The following is a 13,531-nucleotide window of genomic DNA, read 5'->3' as shown; positions in this document are numbered from 1 at the left end:
GCGGCCCGCCTGGCCGGACGGCTGCCGCTGCCGCAGCCGGTCGCCCTGGGCCTGACCCGGCCCCTCGCCCGGCCCGGCCGCGCGCTGGCCATGGGCACGGCGGTCCTGTTCGGCGCCGTCGCCGTCACGTTCACCGTGGGGCTGGGCGCCTCGCTCGGCGAGGTGATGAAGGCCAGGGCCCACGACGCCGCCGACGTCGTGGTGCCCCCGCCCCTGCCGGAGTTCGGACCCGGCGGCCCGAGCCCCGACAAGCAGACCGGGGCAGATCCCGCCGCGGTCGCCGCGGCGATCGAGGCGGGCGCCGGCACCGGGAAGCATTACAGCGCCGCGACGGTACGGGCGGCCGTCCCCGGCGCGACCGGCATCACCGAGGTGATCGCCTTCACCGGCGACGCCTCCTGGGGCGGCTACACGATGGTCTCCGGCCGCTGGATCGAGAGGCCCGGCGAGGCCGTGGTCCCGACCCCCTTCCTGGCCGCCACCGGTACCCGCATCGGCGACACCGTCACCCTGAACGGCCTGGCCGAGCCGGTCGCGGTCCGGATCGTGGGCGAGGTCCTCGAGCCCCGCAACGACGGCATGCAGGTCTTCACCGACGCCAGGACCCTCGCAGCCGCACGACCCGACCTGACGGAGACGAGCCATCACATCGCGGTCGCATCAGGCGCCGACGTGTCCGGCTACGTCGACGCGCTGAACACAAGCCTGGCACCGCTGGGGGTCAGTGCTCGGGCCGGCGGGCTCGACGCCGGCGGCGACGTGGTCGCCACCCTCAACGCGCTGTCCGCGATCCTCACCCTGATGCTCGTCGCCGTCGCCGCGCTCGGCGTGCTGGGCGGCGTGCTGCTCGACACCCGCGAGCGCGTCCGGGAGCTCGGTGTCCACAAGGCGCTCGGCATGACCCCCCGGCAGACCATCGCCATGGTCCTCACCTCGGTCGTCGTGACCGGACTGGTCGCCGGCGCGCTGGGCGTGCCGATCGGTGTGGCGCTGCACGGCTGGGTCGTCCCCGCGATGGGCGACAGCGTGGGGCTGCGCCTGCCCGAGTCCGTCGTCGCCGTCTACGGCGGGTCCGAACTGCTCCCGCTCGCGCTCGGCGGCCTGCTCATCGCCGCCCTGGGCGCGCTCCTTCCCGCCGGCTGGGCCGCCAGGGCCCGAACCGCCACGGCCCTGCGCACCGAATAGGAGGCCAGGTCAGGAGGCCGGGTTCCGAGCTCCAGCACCATGCGACCCCCACCGCGGGCAGCGGCGGGGGTCGCCGACCGGCTCCCTCCGACAGGCGCGTTCTGCCGCGACGAGCGCGTACGCGACCTACCGCCGCGGCCCGTCGAGGACGGCGCCGATGCCCTGCGCGAGGTAGGGGATCTGATGCGCGGACACCCCCGCGATGTTGATCCGCCCCGACGTGGTCCCGTAGACCGCGTACCGCCGACGCAGTCGCAGCATCTGGTCCGGTGTGAGCGGCAGGGTGGAGAACATCCCCTTCTGCCGGGCCAGCGTCTGCGCCGGGACGTCGTGGCCGAGGCCGGTCAAGTGGAGCGTCAGGCCCGCCCGGTTGGCCGTGATGCGGTCGCGCATGGCGTCCAGTTCCGCTCGCCACGTTGTACGGAGGCGCTCGTCCTGGAGGATGGTCGTGACGATGGCGGCGCCGTGCTCCGGCGGCATCGAGTACAGGGTCCGGGCGGCGCTCTGCAGGGCGGTCTCGGCGTGGCGCAGCGTCTGCCGCGACGAGCTGAGCACCATGGCGCAGCCGGTCCGGTCGCTGTACAGCCCGAAGTTCTTCGAGCAGCTGACGGCGATCAGCATCTCCGGCACGGTTGCGGCCAGCAGGCGCGTGGCCCGCAGGTCCGTCTCGAAGTCGTCGCCGAGACCGTGGTAGGCCAGGTCGAGGAACGGAACCCATCCGCTGTGGACTGCCAGATCGGCCAGCGCCTCCCACGCCTCAGGCGTCGGGTCGACCCCCGTGGGGTTGTGGCAGCAGCCCTGGAGCAGGACGACGTCGTCGCGGCGTGCCTCGCGCAGGTCGTCGAGCATGCCCGTCGTGTCGGGGCGCCCCTCGGCGTCGGCCCAGCGGTAGGTGCGCACCCTCAGCCCGGCGGCCTCCAGGATCGGCCGGTGGTTCACATAGGCGGGGTCGCTGATCCACACCGTGGTGCCGGGGCGGGTGCGGCAGATCAGGTCGGCCAGCAGACGCAGTGCGCCGGTGCCCGCGACGGTCTGGACCGCCGCCGCGCGGCCGGTGAGGTCGTCGGCGCCCAGGACCGTCGACAGCATGACCCGGTTGAAGGCGGTGTTGCCCGACAGTCCGCGGTACTCCTTGGAGTCGGAGCGCTCCGCCAGGCGTATCTCGGCCTCGCGGACGGCGGCCATCACGGGGGTGGTCCCCGCGTCGTCGCGGTAGACGCCGAGGACGAGGTTCAGGCGCTCGGGTCGGGCGTCGGCGCCGAACTCCTCGGTCAGCGTCCACAACGGGTCGGCGGGCGGCGGGAGGAGGAGCTCAAGCATCTGCGGGAACCTTGGGTCGAGGGCGTCGGTTGGCGAGGACGACGCCGGAGGTGATGAGAGGAACGCCGATCAGGACGGCGAGGGTGGGCGACTCGTCGAGCAGCGGCATGGCGAGCAGGACGACGGCGACGGGGCTGAGGCTGCCGACGACGGAGCTGCGCTCCGCGCCCAGGCGGCGGATGGCGAACGCGTACAGCAGGCCGGCGCACAGTCCGACTCCCAGTCCCTGCACGACCAGGAACAGGGCGATGTCGCCGCCGGCCGCGTGCGCGATGCCGGTGGGGAGCAGGCCGGTTGCGGCCAGGAGCGCGATCACGGCGAACGACGGCAGGCACAGCAGCCCGATCGATCCGACCGGGTCGAGGTCCACCTCCCGCAGTCCCACCGTGTACAGGGCCCACAGCCCGCTGGCGACCAGCAGGACGCCGGAGCCGGTCAGCACATCCCGGTCCAGGGGGAGGAGGTGGCGCCAGACCAGGACGAGGACGCCGACCGCGATCAGCGCGAGCCCGGCGGTCTGCGTCCCTCGGGGAGCCGTGTGCCCCTTGGCGACCATCAGCGCGGAGACGAACAGGGGGACCATGCCCGGGACGATCGAGCCGACGAACGCCGCCGAGGTCAGGGAGCCGCCGTACATCGCGGCCAGGAAGAACGGCACCCCGGCGCCGCAGATGATCTTCAAGGCGGCGGCTGGCCGGACCGCGGCGATCCGTCGGCGCCGCCGCCACAGCGCGGGCGCGAGGACGACCAGCGGCACCCCGAAGCGCAGCAGAGCCGCGTCGGCGGGCAGGAGCGAAGAGGCGCTCAGGGCCCGGGCGCTGAGCGCGAAGGCGGCCCAGATGGTCACCGTCAGCGCCAGGGCCAGCACGCCCTCCGCATGCGCCGAGAGTCCGAGGCGGCCCCTGGCCGGCGCCGTCGCGGCCGGAGCCGTCCTTACTGTGTCCGCCCTCACTGTGTCCGCCGTCGCCAACGACTTTCCCCTCCCGCTCAAACAGACCTGAAACCGCTCTCCGGGCAACGTTAGGTCTTCACGCGGGGCAGGCGATTGCTAGTTCTGCCTCTCAGGCATACGTTTGGGGCAGAATCTGCCAAGGAATGACCGGAGTGACCATGGACGCAGTCGATCTGCAGATCATCCGCGAGCTTCAGGCCGACGGCCGGCTGTCCAACCAGGACCTCGCCGACCGCGTCCGCCTGTCCCCGTCCCCCTGTCTGCGCCGGGTGCGCCGCCTCGAGGAGGCCGGGCTGATCCGCGGCTATACGGCCATGGTGGACCAGGTCGAGTACGGCCTCCCGATCACGGTGTTCGTCCGGATCCGGCTGGAGCGGCACACGGGGGACTCGGTCAAGCTCTTCGAAGAGGCCGTCGAGCACATCGAGCACATCCAGGACTGCTATCTGATGGCGGGCAGCAGCGACTATCTGCTCAGAGTCGTCATCGAGAGCCTGGAGGCGTACGAGGCGCTGGTCCGCACCCGGATCCACGCCATTCCCGGTATCTCGTCGATCGAGTCGAGCTTCGCCTTCGGCAGCGTCAAGCAGTCCCGGACCTACCCGGTCCCCGCCCCGCAGCGCCCGCCCCTGCGCACGGTGTGACCTGCGCGGCGCGGGACCGGACGCCTCGGCCGGAGCGGCGACGCCCGTCCGCAGGCGTGGCTTGGCGGGCCTGCCCGGAGTCCGTCCTCAGCGGTGCGGGAACCCCGGGGCCGCCGGAGCCGGCCCCAGAGTCGTCGTCCCCGGGGCCGCGCGGTGGCCCAGCCCCGTGCGGAACACGTCCAGAGCCGCCTCGGTGCGACCGGTGCGGTGCAGCAGGTCGCCCAGCAGACGGCACAGATCGGCGAGGTCGCCGCTGGCGCCGCTGCGCTCCAGCAGGGCGAGCGCCATGACGTAGTGCTCCTCGGCCGCCTCGGCCTCCCCCCGCTCCTCGGCGATCAGCCCGAGCAGCCGGTGTGCGCCGCCCGCGTGCACCGCGCCGTGCCGGTCGCCCAGTTCCAGGAGCGCCGAGAGCAGCTCGGCCGCCTCGTCGTACCGCCCGCGCCTGCGCAGCACATCGGCCAGCTCCACCGCCACCTGAGCGGTGTAGAGCATGGCGCGCTTGGCGGTCAGCATGTCCCGGGCTGTGCGCAACTCCTGTTCTGCGAGGGCGAGTTCGCCGTTCTGCGCCTGGACGTAGCCGCGCATCCAGTGGCAGTGCGCGAGATCGGTGCGCAGCCTCAGCTGCCGGTAGATCGCCTGCGCCTTGGCGAGCGAGGCGTCGGCGTCGGCCGTGCGCCCTTCGGCGAGGAAGGTGCGGGCCACCTGCCGGTGCATGCCCGCCACCAACGCCGGGTCGTTGACCTGCGGCGCCAGGGCCAGGGCGAGCTCCGCGGCGTGTGCGGCGCGGGCGTGCGCGCCCATGTCGATGTACGGGCCGATGGCGGCGGCGTACAGCAGCACCAGCGCCTCCGGGTCGGTCAGACCGCTCGCGCCGAGCTCGTCGATCGTGGACTCAAGGAGGTAGCAGGCGTAGCGCAGCTCCCCGGCCAGGAGGTGCGCGACGGCACGGCCGCGGATCGCGCGGGCGCGGCGGGGCAGGGGCTCCCCGGCCAGGAGGCGCTCCGCCGCCTGGAAGTGACGTCCGGCGTCGGCCAGTTCGCCGGTCTCCAGCGCGCAGTCGCCGAGGCCGAGCAGCGCCTCGGCCTGCTCGGGAGCGAGGTCGAGGTGCTCGGCGTCGGTGAGGAGCCGGCGGTAGCGGACGGCGGCCTCGTCGGCGGCGCCGGTGGCGAGCTGCTGCTGGGCGTCGGTCAGGGCGAGCCGCAGCTCGGTGGCCACATGGGCGGGGCGTCCGGTGGCCAGCTCCTCGAACGACGTGCCGAGCCGCTCGGCGAGGAACCGCAGCGCGGCCTCGGAGGGCCTGACCTTGCCCGACTCCAGGGTCGAGACGTACGCGGGCGTGTAGGAAGGCTCGGCCAACTGCCGTTGGGTCAGCCCGCGTTGGCTGCGCAGCCGCTGCACCCGGCGGCCGATCTCGGCCGGTTCGTCCATGAGAACCCCCTGGTTCTTGAACTCCCCAGTATTCAGGGGCAGTAGGGATTGCGCACGTCCCTGTTCTCCGCCTAGCTTAAGCGACCAATTCAACGGGTTTACTTCGTTGCTTAACTTTGTGGCAAGGGGAGGGCTCCATGCGTTCAGCACGGCTCAGAGCAATGGCGGCAGCGGGGGCGGCCGCTGCCCTCACGGCCGTACTGGCCGCCGCACCCGGCAGCGCGGCCGCCGATCCGGCGACGCCGGGCAGCGGCGGGGTCGAGGTCGAGATACCCGGGCCGGAACACGGCACGGTCGCCGGATCCGGCCACACCCGCGTGCCGCAGGAGGGCCGGGACCGGCCGGCCTCCCGGCTCTCGGCGGCCGAGGAGGCCGCAGACGGCGAGGTCGCCAAGCTGATCGACAACGGCCCGACCGCCGACCGGCTGGACATCGTCGTCGTCGGGGACGGCTACACCGCCGCCGAACTCGCCCGGTTCCGCGCCGACGCCGAAAAGAAGTGGGCCGAACTCGCGGCCGTCGAGCCGTACACGACGTACCAGAGCCTCTTCAACGTCTGGACGGTCGACGCCGTGTCGAACCAGTCCGGCGTCACCGGCGACCCGGATCCGGGCGCCGTCCGGGACACCGCGCTCGGCTCCTACTTCTGGTGCGAGGACATCGAGCGGCTCCTCTGCGTCGACCAGGACAAGGTCGACGCGTATGTGGCGAAGGCCCCGGAGGCCGACCTGGTGATCGTCCTCGCCAACAGCGCCAAGTACGGCGGCGCGGGCTACAACGAGCCCAGCGCGACCCTCGGCTACGAGGGCATCTCGACTGCCTCGGCGGGCAACGAGAAGTCCGGCGCGGTCGCCATCCACGAGACCGGCCACTCGCTGGGCAAGCTCGCCGACGAGTACTTCTACCCGGCGCCCCGGACTACGAGCAGTACACGGGCCCCGAGCCGGCCGACTCCAACATCTCCACACTCGCCGCCGGGGACATGGCCGGGCAGCGCGCCAAGTGGCACCGGTGGCTCGGCGAGCAGTCTCCCGACGGAGGCGTGGTCGGAGCGTACGAAGGCGGGGGCTACTACGTCACCGGACTGCGCCGGCCGACCGACGACTCCCTGATGCGCTCGCTCGGAAAGCCCTTCAACCTGCCCGGCGTCGAGGCGATGATCGCCGGCTTCTACCGCCACGCGCGGATCGTCACCGCGCTCACCCCCACCGATCGCGCCCTTCGGCTGAAAGAGGTCGCGCGAGCAGCCGTACCTCGGCTGACGGGCGCGGACGGGCGCCGGCTCAGGGTCCGCTGGCATCTCGACGGCAAGGAGTTGAGGTCCCTGGCGGGCCGCACCGACGTGCGGGTGTCGGAGCTGGCCCTGCGGCTCCTCGATCTGCGGACGCACACGTTGTCGGTCACGGCAGAGGACCGCACGCCCTCGGTGCGGGACCGGAGTGTCGCCGGGAAGCTGAAGTCCACCGTCAGCTGGAAGGTCCGGCTCTGAGGCACGACGGTGCGTCATGCCTGCCTGTGCACGCGGTGCGGAATCCCGTCGGTCGCTTGCCAGAGCGTCTAGAGCATGCTGAGTGTTCTCATCGCATCGTGTTCGATACGCGAGAGCTCGTGGAGGATGGAGCCGGCCTGCACGAGGTTCTTCGCGTCGCCGGACTCTCCTGCTGTCGCGATGAGTGCGGCCACCTGCGTCCAGAGGGCGGCGGCCTCGGTATACAGGCTGTGGCCAGTGCGCAGATGGCTGCTGTCGATCGACTCGGCGCACTCGGCGAGGAAGTCCCGGTAGAGATTGCGGAACAGAGCGCCGCCGGTGCCGGCCTTCTCCATGAGGAGGGCGGCCCGTGGCAGGTCCTCCCGCGGATTGTCGCTGCGCTGCAGCCACTTCGGCACGTGCTTCGCGGTCTTCTCGATGCCCCGGTGGCCCAGGTTCGCGATGGGCGGATTCAGGAAGGCGTCGGCGCAGGTCTTGATCGCGGGGATGATCCGGTCCCGCGGTGACGTCAAGTTGCTGGGCGCGGCGATGGTGAAGGAGCGGTGCTTGGCGGTCATGGGGCCGCGCTCGGCTCTCGCCCTGGCCAGTCCGGCGAGGCTGGTCGAGACGGCTCCGCCCTGCGGGTCGGTGTCCACCAGATAGGCGTCCTGTTCGTCGTAGCCGTACATCGCCACGATGTGCCCGCCGAAGTGCACCTTGGTGCTGAAGTAGTCCAGGTGGTAGCTGTCGAGCTGAAGGCCGACCGGCCGACCGGCGTCGATGGGCGCGGCCGCGTTCTGCCATGCCTTGCGCGGGGAGGCGGTCTCCTCGACCACCAGCTGAAGCCCGAGTACGGCGGCCAGGTTCCTGGTGAGCTCGAACGGCTTGACCCGGCCGCCGAGGAAGGGAAAGCCCATGGCTTTGCTGTCCCAGTAGACGAAGGACAGTCCGGAGCCGAGCCCGAACAGCATGGGCTCGGACAGGTCGAGTCCCTCATGGCGCAGTAACACGCCCAGCGCCGTCGTCTCGCAGTGCTGCATACCGCGGACGTCGATGTCCTTCACCATGGTCATGCCGCTCATTCTCCTCGCTCACGAGACGACAACGCCGCAGACGGGCGTGCCAGACCATCACAGCCCAGGCATGATCCGCCGGACAAGGCCTAGTCGTCACCGACTCCGTCCGCGCCGAGGAGCCGGCCCACGAGCCCGCGCGCGTAGGCGCTGTCGAGGCCCTCCGGTCGGAAGAGGACGCGGTACATCACGGGGGCGACGACGCGGTCGAGGACCGTCTCGACATCGGGTGCGTCTTCCTTGCGGCCGGCCGCGCGGGCGAGGACGACGTCGATCTGCTCCGCCGCGTAGGCCGAGCACTGGCCGGCGTTGCTGCCGTCCGGATCGCCGAGCAGGGCGTCGCGGATGTAGGCGCGCCCGGCGGGCGAGGCCATCTCGTCCAAGAACTGCTCAGCCCAGGCGGTCAGGTCGGCCGACAGGTCGCCGTGGTCGCCTGGGGCCGTGTCGGGGCGCAGGCGCTCGACGGCCACATCGGACAACAGCTCCTGCAGATCGCCCCAGCGGCGGTAGATCGTCGAGGGTGTGACTCCTGCCCGCTGGGCGATCAGCGGCACCGTCAGGGCGTCCCGGCCCGTCTCCGCCTCCAGTTCGCGTACGGCGTTGTGCACCGCCTGCTGGACGCGGGTACTGCGACCGCCGGGGCGCACCATCTGCCTGCGGGCCATGACACCACCTCACCTTTCGAGCCGCTCCATCCTACCTCTAAGGCGAATCCCTAGCTTTAGTGCCATGGTCCTGACGGGCCCGACCGGGGAGCCGGGCGGGCCCGATGGTCCGTCAGCCCGCCGGTGCGAGCTCCCTTGCGGGCTGGGTCTGCTCGTAGGCGTGGCCGACCCGCAGGAGCGCGCTCTCCCCGAAGGGCCTGCCGATCAGCTGCATGCCGATCGGCAGGCCCGACGCATCGTGGCCGACCGGCACGGTCAGCGACGGCACTCCGGTGATGTCGGCGGGGGAGGAGAGACGTACGTACGCGTCGGAAACGCTCTCGACGGCGCCGTCGGGCCAGCTGAACGACTCCTCGTCGGCCTTCGCCGCGGTCGCCGGGACGGTTGGAGCGGCGATCACGTCGACGTGCTTCAGCATGCGCGCCCACTCCTGCCGCATCAGCGTCCGGGAGCGCTGGGCACGCAGGTAGTCCCCGGCGGACATGAGCTCGCCGGCCTCGAGGAGGACGCGTACGTCGGCCTGGTACAAGTCCGGGACGGCGCGCAGGGTGTTCTCGTGGTAGGCGGTGGCCTCTGGAACCATCAGACCCCACTGGGTTGCCTGGATGTAGCGCGTCAGGGGGATCTCCACGTCGACGAGCCTCGCGCCGAGGCTCTCCAGCTGGCCGATGGCGCTCCGGACGGCGGCCTCCACCTCGGGATCGACGCGCTCGAAGTAGTAGTTGCGCGGTATTCCGACGCGCACCCCCGTCAGATCCGTATCCGCGGGGGGACGGTAGTCGGTGGCGGGGACGGCCAGGGAGGCGGGATCGCGCGGGTCGTACCCGGCCAGGGCCGACAGGACGAGGGCCGCGTCCTCGACGGTGCGGGCGATCGGTCCCACGTGGTCCAGGGACCAGGACAGGGACGTCACACCGTGCCGGGGGACGAGGCCGTAGGTCGGCTTGAGGCCGACGACTCCGTTGAGCGCGGCAGGCACCCGGATCGATCCGCCGGTGTCGGTGCCCAGGGCGAATGTCGCGGCGCCGGCGGCGACCGCCACGGCCGACCCGCCGCTGGAGCCGCCCGCGACACTGCCGCGCTGCCAGGCGTTTCGCGTCTGCGGGGTGGTCAATCCGTAGGCGAACTCGTGCGTGTGGGTCTTGCCGACCAGGATGGCACCGGCCGCCCGCAGTCCGGCGGCGACCGTGCTGTCGGCTTCCGCACGGTGGTCGGCTCGAACCCGCGAACTCGCCGTCGTCGCCGCGCCGGCGACGTCGATCAGGTCTTTGAGGCCCATGGGGATGCCGTGCAGCGGCCCGTGGAGGCGGCCGGCCGCTGCGGCGTCCGCGGCTTCGCGCGCCGAGTGCCGCGCCTGCTCCGCGGTGACGGCGACATAGGCGTGCAGGTGCGGCTCCACTCGCTCGATCCGGTCCAGGACGGAGTCGACGAGCTCGACGGGAGACAGCCGCCCGGCGTGCATCGCTTCAGCGGCGGCGGCGAGGGAGAGTTCATACGGCTGCATCGCGGGTCTCCTCCACGGCAGTGCGGTAGGCGGCGGCAGGCGGGGTCTGTCCGAAGTCGAGTTCACGCAGGACCGCGACAACGGAGTGGATGTGGTTGGCCGTTGCCGCCACCGCGGCATGCCGGTCGGCCGGCAGCGGAAGCCCGGCACGGGCCGCCGAACGGGCCGCCTCCTGAGGGGTGAACCCAACGTCCGTCATGGACGTCCTCCTGATCGACAAGGGCGACGGGCTTCCCCGGCACCAAAAGCTAACCGTTTGCTTTAGCCGACCATAGGGGTCTACCGTGCGTTAAAGCAAACAGTTAGCTTTAGCGGAAGGAGTCCCATGCCCAGCGCCACAACAGGCGCACCCCCGCAGCCCGTTCAAGCCGCCCGCCGCCGCAGTGCCTCCTTCGTACTCGACGCGTCGATCCTCGCGACCTTCCTCGCCGCCTCCAGCGCGCCGACCCCGCTGTACCCCCTCTACCAGGACCAGTGGCGCCTGTCCGCAGCCACCGTCACGGTGGTGTTCAGCGCCTACTCCCTGGCCCTGCTGACGGCCCTGCTCACCACCGGCGCACTCTCCGACCACCTCGGAAGACGCCCCGTCCTGGCAGGGGCCCTGCTCTTGGCCGTCGCCTCCATGGTGCTGCTGGCCACCGCGGAGGACTCCGGCTCCCTCATCGCCGCCAGGATTCTCCAGGGAGCGGCGACAGGCACGGCTACCAGCGCCGCGGGGGCGGCCCTCCTCGACCTGCAAGACCCCCTCCGCCCAGGCCGATCCACCCTGACGAACAGCATCGCCCCCATCGCCGGCATGGCCGCCGGCGTCCTCGTCTCCACCCTCCTCGTCCGCTTCGCGCCCGCGCCCACGGCGACGATCTACCTGCTGATGGCGCTCCTGTTCGCAAGCCAGGCGATCGCGATCGCCTTCACCATCGAGACGGCCGGCAGACGCCCGGGGGCGTGGCACTCGCTGCGGCCGCACCTCGCCCTCCCCGGCTCCGCCCGGCGCGCCCTGCTGCTCGTCGGCCCCGGCGTGGTCTCCGTCTGGGCCCTCGGCGGCTTCTACTCCTCCCTCGGCCCCTCGCTCGTCCACCTCGTGGACCCCCACGCCCCCCGGGCAGCCGGTGGAACGGTCTTCTTCACCGTCACCGCTGCGGCCGCACTCGTCGTCTGGACGCTGCGACACACAGACCCGCTCGTCACCGCCACCGTCGGATGCCTGGCCGTCATCCCTGCCGCAGCCCTGACCCTGAGCAGTCTTCAGGGCGCTGGTCTGACCGCTCTGTTCGCCGGAGCGGCCCTGGCCGGCCTCGCTTTCGGCGCCGTGTCCCAGGGAGCACTGGGCATGACCCTCGCCTCGCTCGAAGACCGGTACCGAGCATCGACCCTGGGCGCCTACTACGTCCTCAGCTACCTCTCCATGAGCCTGCCCGCCATCGCCGCCGGAGTGGCAACCCAACACTTCGGATTGCGAACCGCGACCCACGCCTACGCCGTGGCAGTCGCCGTCCTCGCCCTCGCCGCGACGACGACGCTCATCACGCGCGGCGCACATCACGCCGCAGAGCGCTCGACCCCACCCGATGAAAGACACGAAGGAGACAGCCCATGCAGACACCGGCGCCCGCCCTCGAACCCTCCTGGACCATCGGCGACATAGTCATTCACCGCATCGACGAGATCGCCCTGCCGTCTCAGACCGGACCCTGGCTGCTGCCTGACGCGACCGTCGACGTGGTGGCACGACACGACTGGCTCCGACCCGACTTCGCCGACCACGACGGCGTACCGCGCCTCCACAGCCAGACCTTCGGTCTCGAAGCAGGCGGGCTGCGCGTACTCGTCGACACCGGCATCGGCAACGGCAAGACTCGGGCCAACCCCGCCTGGCACCACCTGCAGACCGACTACCTCGACCGCCTCACCGCGGCCGGCTTCCCCCCTGACTCCGTCGACCTGGTGGTCCTCACCCACCTGCACACCGACCACGTCGGCTGGAACACCCGCCGAGTCAACGGCGAATGGGTCCCCACCTTCCCCAACGCCCGCTACATCACCTCCCGCGCCGAGCGGGAGTTCTGGGCCGAGTACGACATGGACGAGGCGCGCACGCAGATGTTCGACGACTCGGTGATCCCCGTCGAGGACGCAGGACTGCTCGACGCCGTCGACGTCCCGGACCAAGGCGCGGACGTGGCCCCCGGGCTGCGCCTGCTTCCCACCCCCGGGCACACCCCCGGCCACATCGCGGTGCAGATCAGCAGCCAGGGCGAGACAGCCCTGATCACAGGCGACTGCATCCACCACCCCGTCCAGTTCGCACACCCGGCCATCGGCAGCTGCGTCGACATCGACCCCGATCAGGCCGAGGCGACCCGACGCGGACTGCTCGACATGCTTGCCGACACGGGCGCTCTGGTGCTGGGCACCCACTTCCCTGCGCCCACCGCCGGGCGCGTCACTCCCCACGGGAAGGCGTACCGACTCGCACCCGTCCCCGCCGTCCCACGAGTCTCGCCGTGACCACCAGGGCTCCGAGGGCCGCGCCCGTACCAGGAAGGCCCTGACCCTATGTGCGCACAACCCGTGGTTGTGGCTCGCCGATGCTGTGGTTGTTGGATTGCCGGCCGGTCCGCCTGGTCGAATACGGGGGCGTCCTCGCCGCTGTCACCGACGCGCGCACCGCGATCGGCCTCGCGGGCGTGCTGCTCCTGGCCACCCCGCTCCTTCTGCCGTGCAAGGACGAGCAGCAGCCTGGGGCCGCCGAGCCGGGGGAGCCCGCCCCGACCACCACCACGACCTGACCCGCGGGTGTACTTATGCCGGTGGCGCGACGAGGGCGTCGGACTGGTGCGCACGCCGGAGGGAGTCGGCGATGAAACCGCCGGCCTTGAGCTCCTCGACGAGGTCTCGGAGGAACTGGACGGTCTCGGGTCCCCGGGTCCTGGTCGTGCCCACAGCCTGCTGGATCTCCATGAACCGGTCTTCGATCAGACGGAGTTCAGGATGCGCGGAGACGAAGTCGGTCATCGGCTGGCGGATGCCGGCCGCGACCTCGAGGCCCTGGGCGCCGAACTCGTCGACGCCTTCCTCGCCGCGTACGAGATCTGCGTGCCGAAGGGTGCGGGAGAGGTAGAGGTCGTAGGCGGAGCCGCGCTTCACACCGATGCGCACGCCGTCGCGGTCGACGTCGTCGACGGTGGCGATGGGGACTGAGACTCATCGAGGAGCGGCCGGAGCGGCTGCCGCTGGACGACGACCGCTCGCTCTCGCTCGGCAGGCGCAGCGCGACACTGCGGACGGTGGT

The 13,531-nt window shown here is 71.7% G+C and carries 13 protein-coding genes and 1 pseudogene; 6 read left to right on the top strand and 8 right to left on the bottom strand.

The annotated features are described in order from the left end of the window. Nucleotides 1-1,185: ABC transporter permease (locus AB0M39_RS38860; RefSeq protein WP_365372959.1), on the top strand; the 1,185-nt coding region annotated here is incomplete at its 5' end. Nucleotides 1,186-1,311: 126 nt separating this feature from the next. Here AB0M39_RS38860 and AB0M39_RS38855 read toward each other — a convergent pair. Both AB0M39_RS38855 and AB0M39_RS38850 read right to left on the bottom strand, forming a co-directional pair. After that, entirely contained in the window at nt 1,312-2,505 is a 1,194-nt protein-coding gene (locus AB0M39_RS38855) for an aromatic amino acid transaminase (RefSeq protein WP_365372956.1), read from the bottom strand. After that, nucleotides 2,498-3,373 (bottom strand): DMT family transporter, encoded by an 876-nt coding sequence (locus AB0M39_RS38850; protein ID WP_365372953.1) that lies wholly within the window; start codon nt 3,371-3,373, stop codon nt 2,498-2,500. Before AB0M39_RS38850 ends, AB0M39_RS38855 begins: the two co-directional genes overlap by 8 nt. A 242-nt stretch (nt 3,374-3,615) precedes the next feature. On the opposite strand from AB0M39_RS38850, the gene AB0M39_RS38845 reads away from it, so the two are divergent. Further along, nucleotides 3,616-4,101 carry an Lrp/AsnC family transcriptional regulator gene (locus AB0M39_RS38845; protein WP_365372961.1) on the top strand — a complete coding sequence of 162 codons (486 nt, stop codon included), beginning with the start codon at nt 3,616-3,618 and terminating at the stop codon, nt 4,099-4,101. Nucleotides 4,102-4,188: 87 nt separating this feature from the next. Here the strand turns inward: AB0M39_RS38845 and AB0M39_RS38840 are convergent, their stop codons facing one another. Then, the gene (locus AB0M39_RS38840; protein ID WP_365372950.1) at nt 4,189-5,529 is read right to left on the bottom strand and encodes a helix-turn-helix transcriptional regulator; all 1,341 of its coding nucleotides are present in this window, start codon (nt 5,527-5,529) and stop codon (nt 4,189-4,191) included. A 137-nt stretch (nt 5,530-5,666) separates the two neighbouring features. Between AB0M39_RS38840 and AB0M39_RS38835 the strand changes: the two are divergent. Further along, nucleotides 5,667-7,018, top strand: a pseudogene (locus tag AB0M39_RS38835) (M64 family metallopeptidase). 68 nt (nt 7,019-7,086) lie between these two features. On the opposite strand, the gene AB0M39_RS38830 reads toward AB0M39_RS38835, so the two are convergent. From AB0M39_RS38830 to AB0M39_RS38815, 4 genes are all read right to left on the bottom strand, one after another. Beyond that, nucleotides 7,087-8,070 carry a BtrH N-terminal domain-containing protein gene (locus AB0M39_RS38830; RefSeq protein WP_365372948.1) on the bottom strand — a complete coding sequence of 328 codons (984 nt, stop codon included), beginning with the start codon at nt 8,068-8,070 and terminating at the stop codon, nt 7,087-7,089. 89 nt (nt 8,071-8,159) lie between these two features. Next, on the bottom strand, nt 8,160-8,735 hold the full coding sequence (locus AB0M39_RS38825) for a TetR/AcrR family transcriptional regulator (protein WP_365372946.1): 576 nt from the start codon (nt 8,733-8,735) through the stop codon (nt 8,160-8,162). A gap of 112 nt (nt 8,736-8,847) precedes the next feature. Then, nucleotides 8,848-10,239 carry an amidase gene (locus AB0M39_RS38820; protein WP_365372944.1) on the bottom strand — a complete coding sequence of 464 codons (1,392 nt, stop codon included), beginning with the start codon at nt 10,237-10,239 and terminating at the stop codon, nt 8,848-8,850. Continuing rightward, a complete protein-coding gene (locus AB0M39_RS38815) occupies nt 10,226-10,438 on the bottom strand; it encodes a hypothetical protein (protein WP_365372941.1) in 213 nt (70 codons plus the stop codon). Before AB0M39_RS38815 ends, AB0M39_RS38820 begins: the two co-directional genes overlap by 14 nt. Nucleotides 10,439-10,564: 126 nt before the next feature. On the opposite strand from AB0M39_RS38815, the gene AB0M39_RS38810 reads away from it, so the two are divergent. The 3 genes from AB0M39_RS38810 to AB0M39_RS38800 all read left to right on the top strand — a co-directional run bounded on the left by AB0M39_RS38810 (nt 10,565) and on the right by AB0M39_RS38800 (nt 13,028). Continuing rightward, nucleotides 10,565-11,884: an MFS transporter gene (locus AB0M39_RS38810; RefSeq protein WP_365372938.1), complete on the top strand. Its 1,320-nt coding sequence runs from the start codon at nt 10,565-10,567 to the stop codon at nt 11,882-11,884. Continuing rightward, on the top strand, nt 11,833-12,747 hold the full coding sequence (locus tag AB0M39_RS38805; RefSeq protein ID WP_365372936.1) for an MBL fold metallo-hydrolase: 915 nt from the start codon (nt 11,833-11,835) through the stop codon (nt 12,745-12,747). The genes AB0M39_RS38810 and AB0M39_RS38805 overlap by 52 nt, the downstream gene beginning before the upstream one ends. 92 nt (nt 12,748-12,839) lie before the next feature. Then, complete coding sequence (locus AB0M39_RS38800; protein ID WP_365372934.1) at nt 12,840-13,028, top strand: hypothetical protein; 189 nt, start codon at nt 12,840-12,842, stop codon at nt 13,026-13,028. Between the two features lie 13 nt (nt 13,029-13,041). Here the strand turns inward: AB0M39_RS38800 and AB0M39_RS38795 are convergent, their stop codons facing one another. Beyond that, a complete protein-coding gene (locus AB0M39_RS38795; protein WP_365372931.1) occupies nt 13,042-13,398 on the bottom strand; it encodes a hypothetical protein in 357 nt (118 codons plus the stop codon). Nucleotides 13,399-13,531: the final 133 nt, after the last annotated feature.

The organism is Streptomyces sp. NPDC051907 (assembly GCF_040681075.1).
Lineage (GTDB): Bacteria > Actinomycetota > Actinomycetes > Streptomycetales > Streptomycetaceae > Streptomyces.
Note: the sequence above shows the minus strand (reverse complement) of the source record. Positions and strands in the feature narration are given on the sequence as shown.

What these genes read in the sequence shown, in the direction of transcription:
- AB0M39_RS38820 (WP_365372944.1), bottom strand. Translation starts at nt 10,239, where the DNA reads ATGCAGCCGTATGAACTCTCCCTCGCCGCCGCCGCTGAAGCGATGCAC.
- AB0M39_RS38805 (WP_365372936.1), top strand. Translation starts at nt 11,833, where the DNA reads ATGCAGACACCGGCGCCCGCCCTCGAACCCTCCTGGACCATCGGCGAC.
- AB0M39_RS38825 (WP_365372946.1), bottom strand. Translation starts at nt 8,735, where the DNA reads ATGGCCCGCAGGCAGATGGTGCGCCCCGGCGGTCGCAGTACCCGCGTC.
- AB0M39_RS38810 (WP_365372938.1), top strand. Translation starts at nt 10,565, where the DNA reads ATGCCCAGCGCCACAACAGGCGCACCCCCGCAGCCCGTTCAAGCCGCC.
- AB0M39_RS38845 (WP_365372961.1), top strand. Translation starts at nt 3,616, where the DNA reads ATGGACGCAGTCGATCTGCAGATCATCCGCGAGCTTCAGGCCGACGGC.
- AB0M39_RS38815 (WP_365372941.1), bottom strand. Translation starts at nt 10,438, where the DNA reads ATGACGGACGTTGGGTTCACCCCTCAGGAGGCGGCCCGTTCGGCGGCC.
- AB0M39_RS38840 (WP_365372950.1), bottom strand. Translation starts at nt 5,529, where the DNA reads ATGGACGAACCGGCCGAGATCGGCCGCCGGGTGCAGCGGCTGCGCAGC.
- AB0M39_RS38855 (WP_365372956.1), bottom strand. Translation starts at nt 2,505, where the DNA reads ATGCTTGAGCTCCTCCTCCCGCCGCCCGCCGACCCGTTGTGGACGCTG.
- AB0M39_RS38830 (WP_365372948.1), bottom strand. Translation starts at nt 8,070, where the DNA reads ATGACCATGGTGAAGGACATCGACGTCCGCGGTATGCAGCACTGCGAG.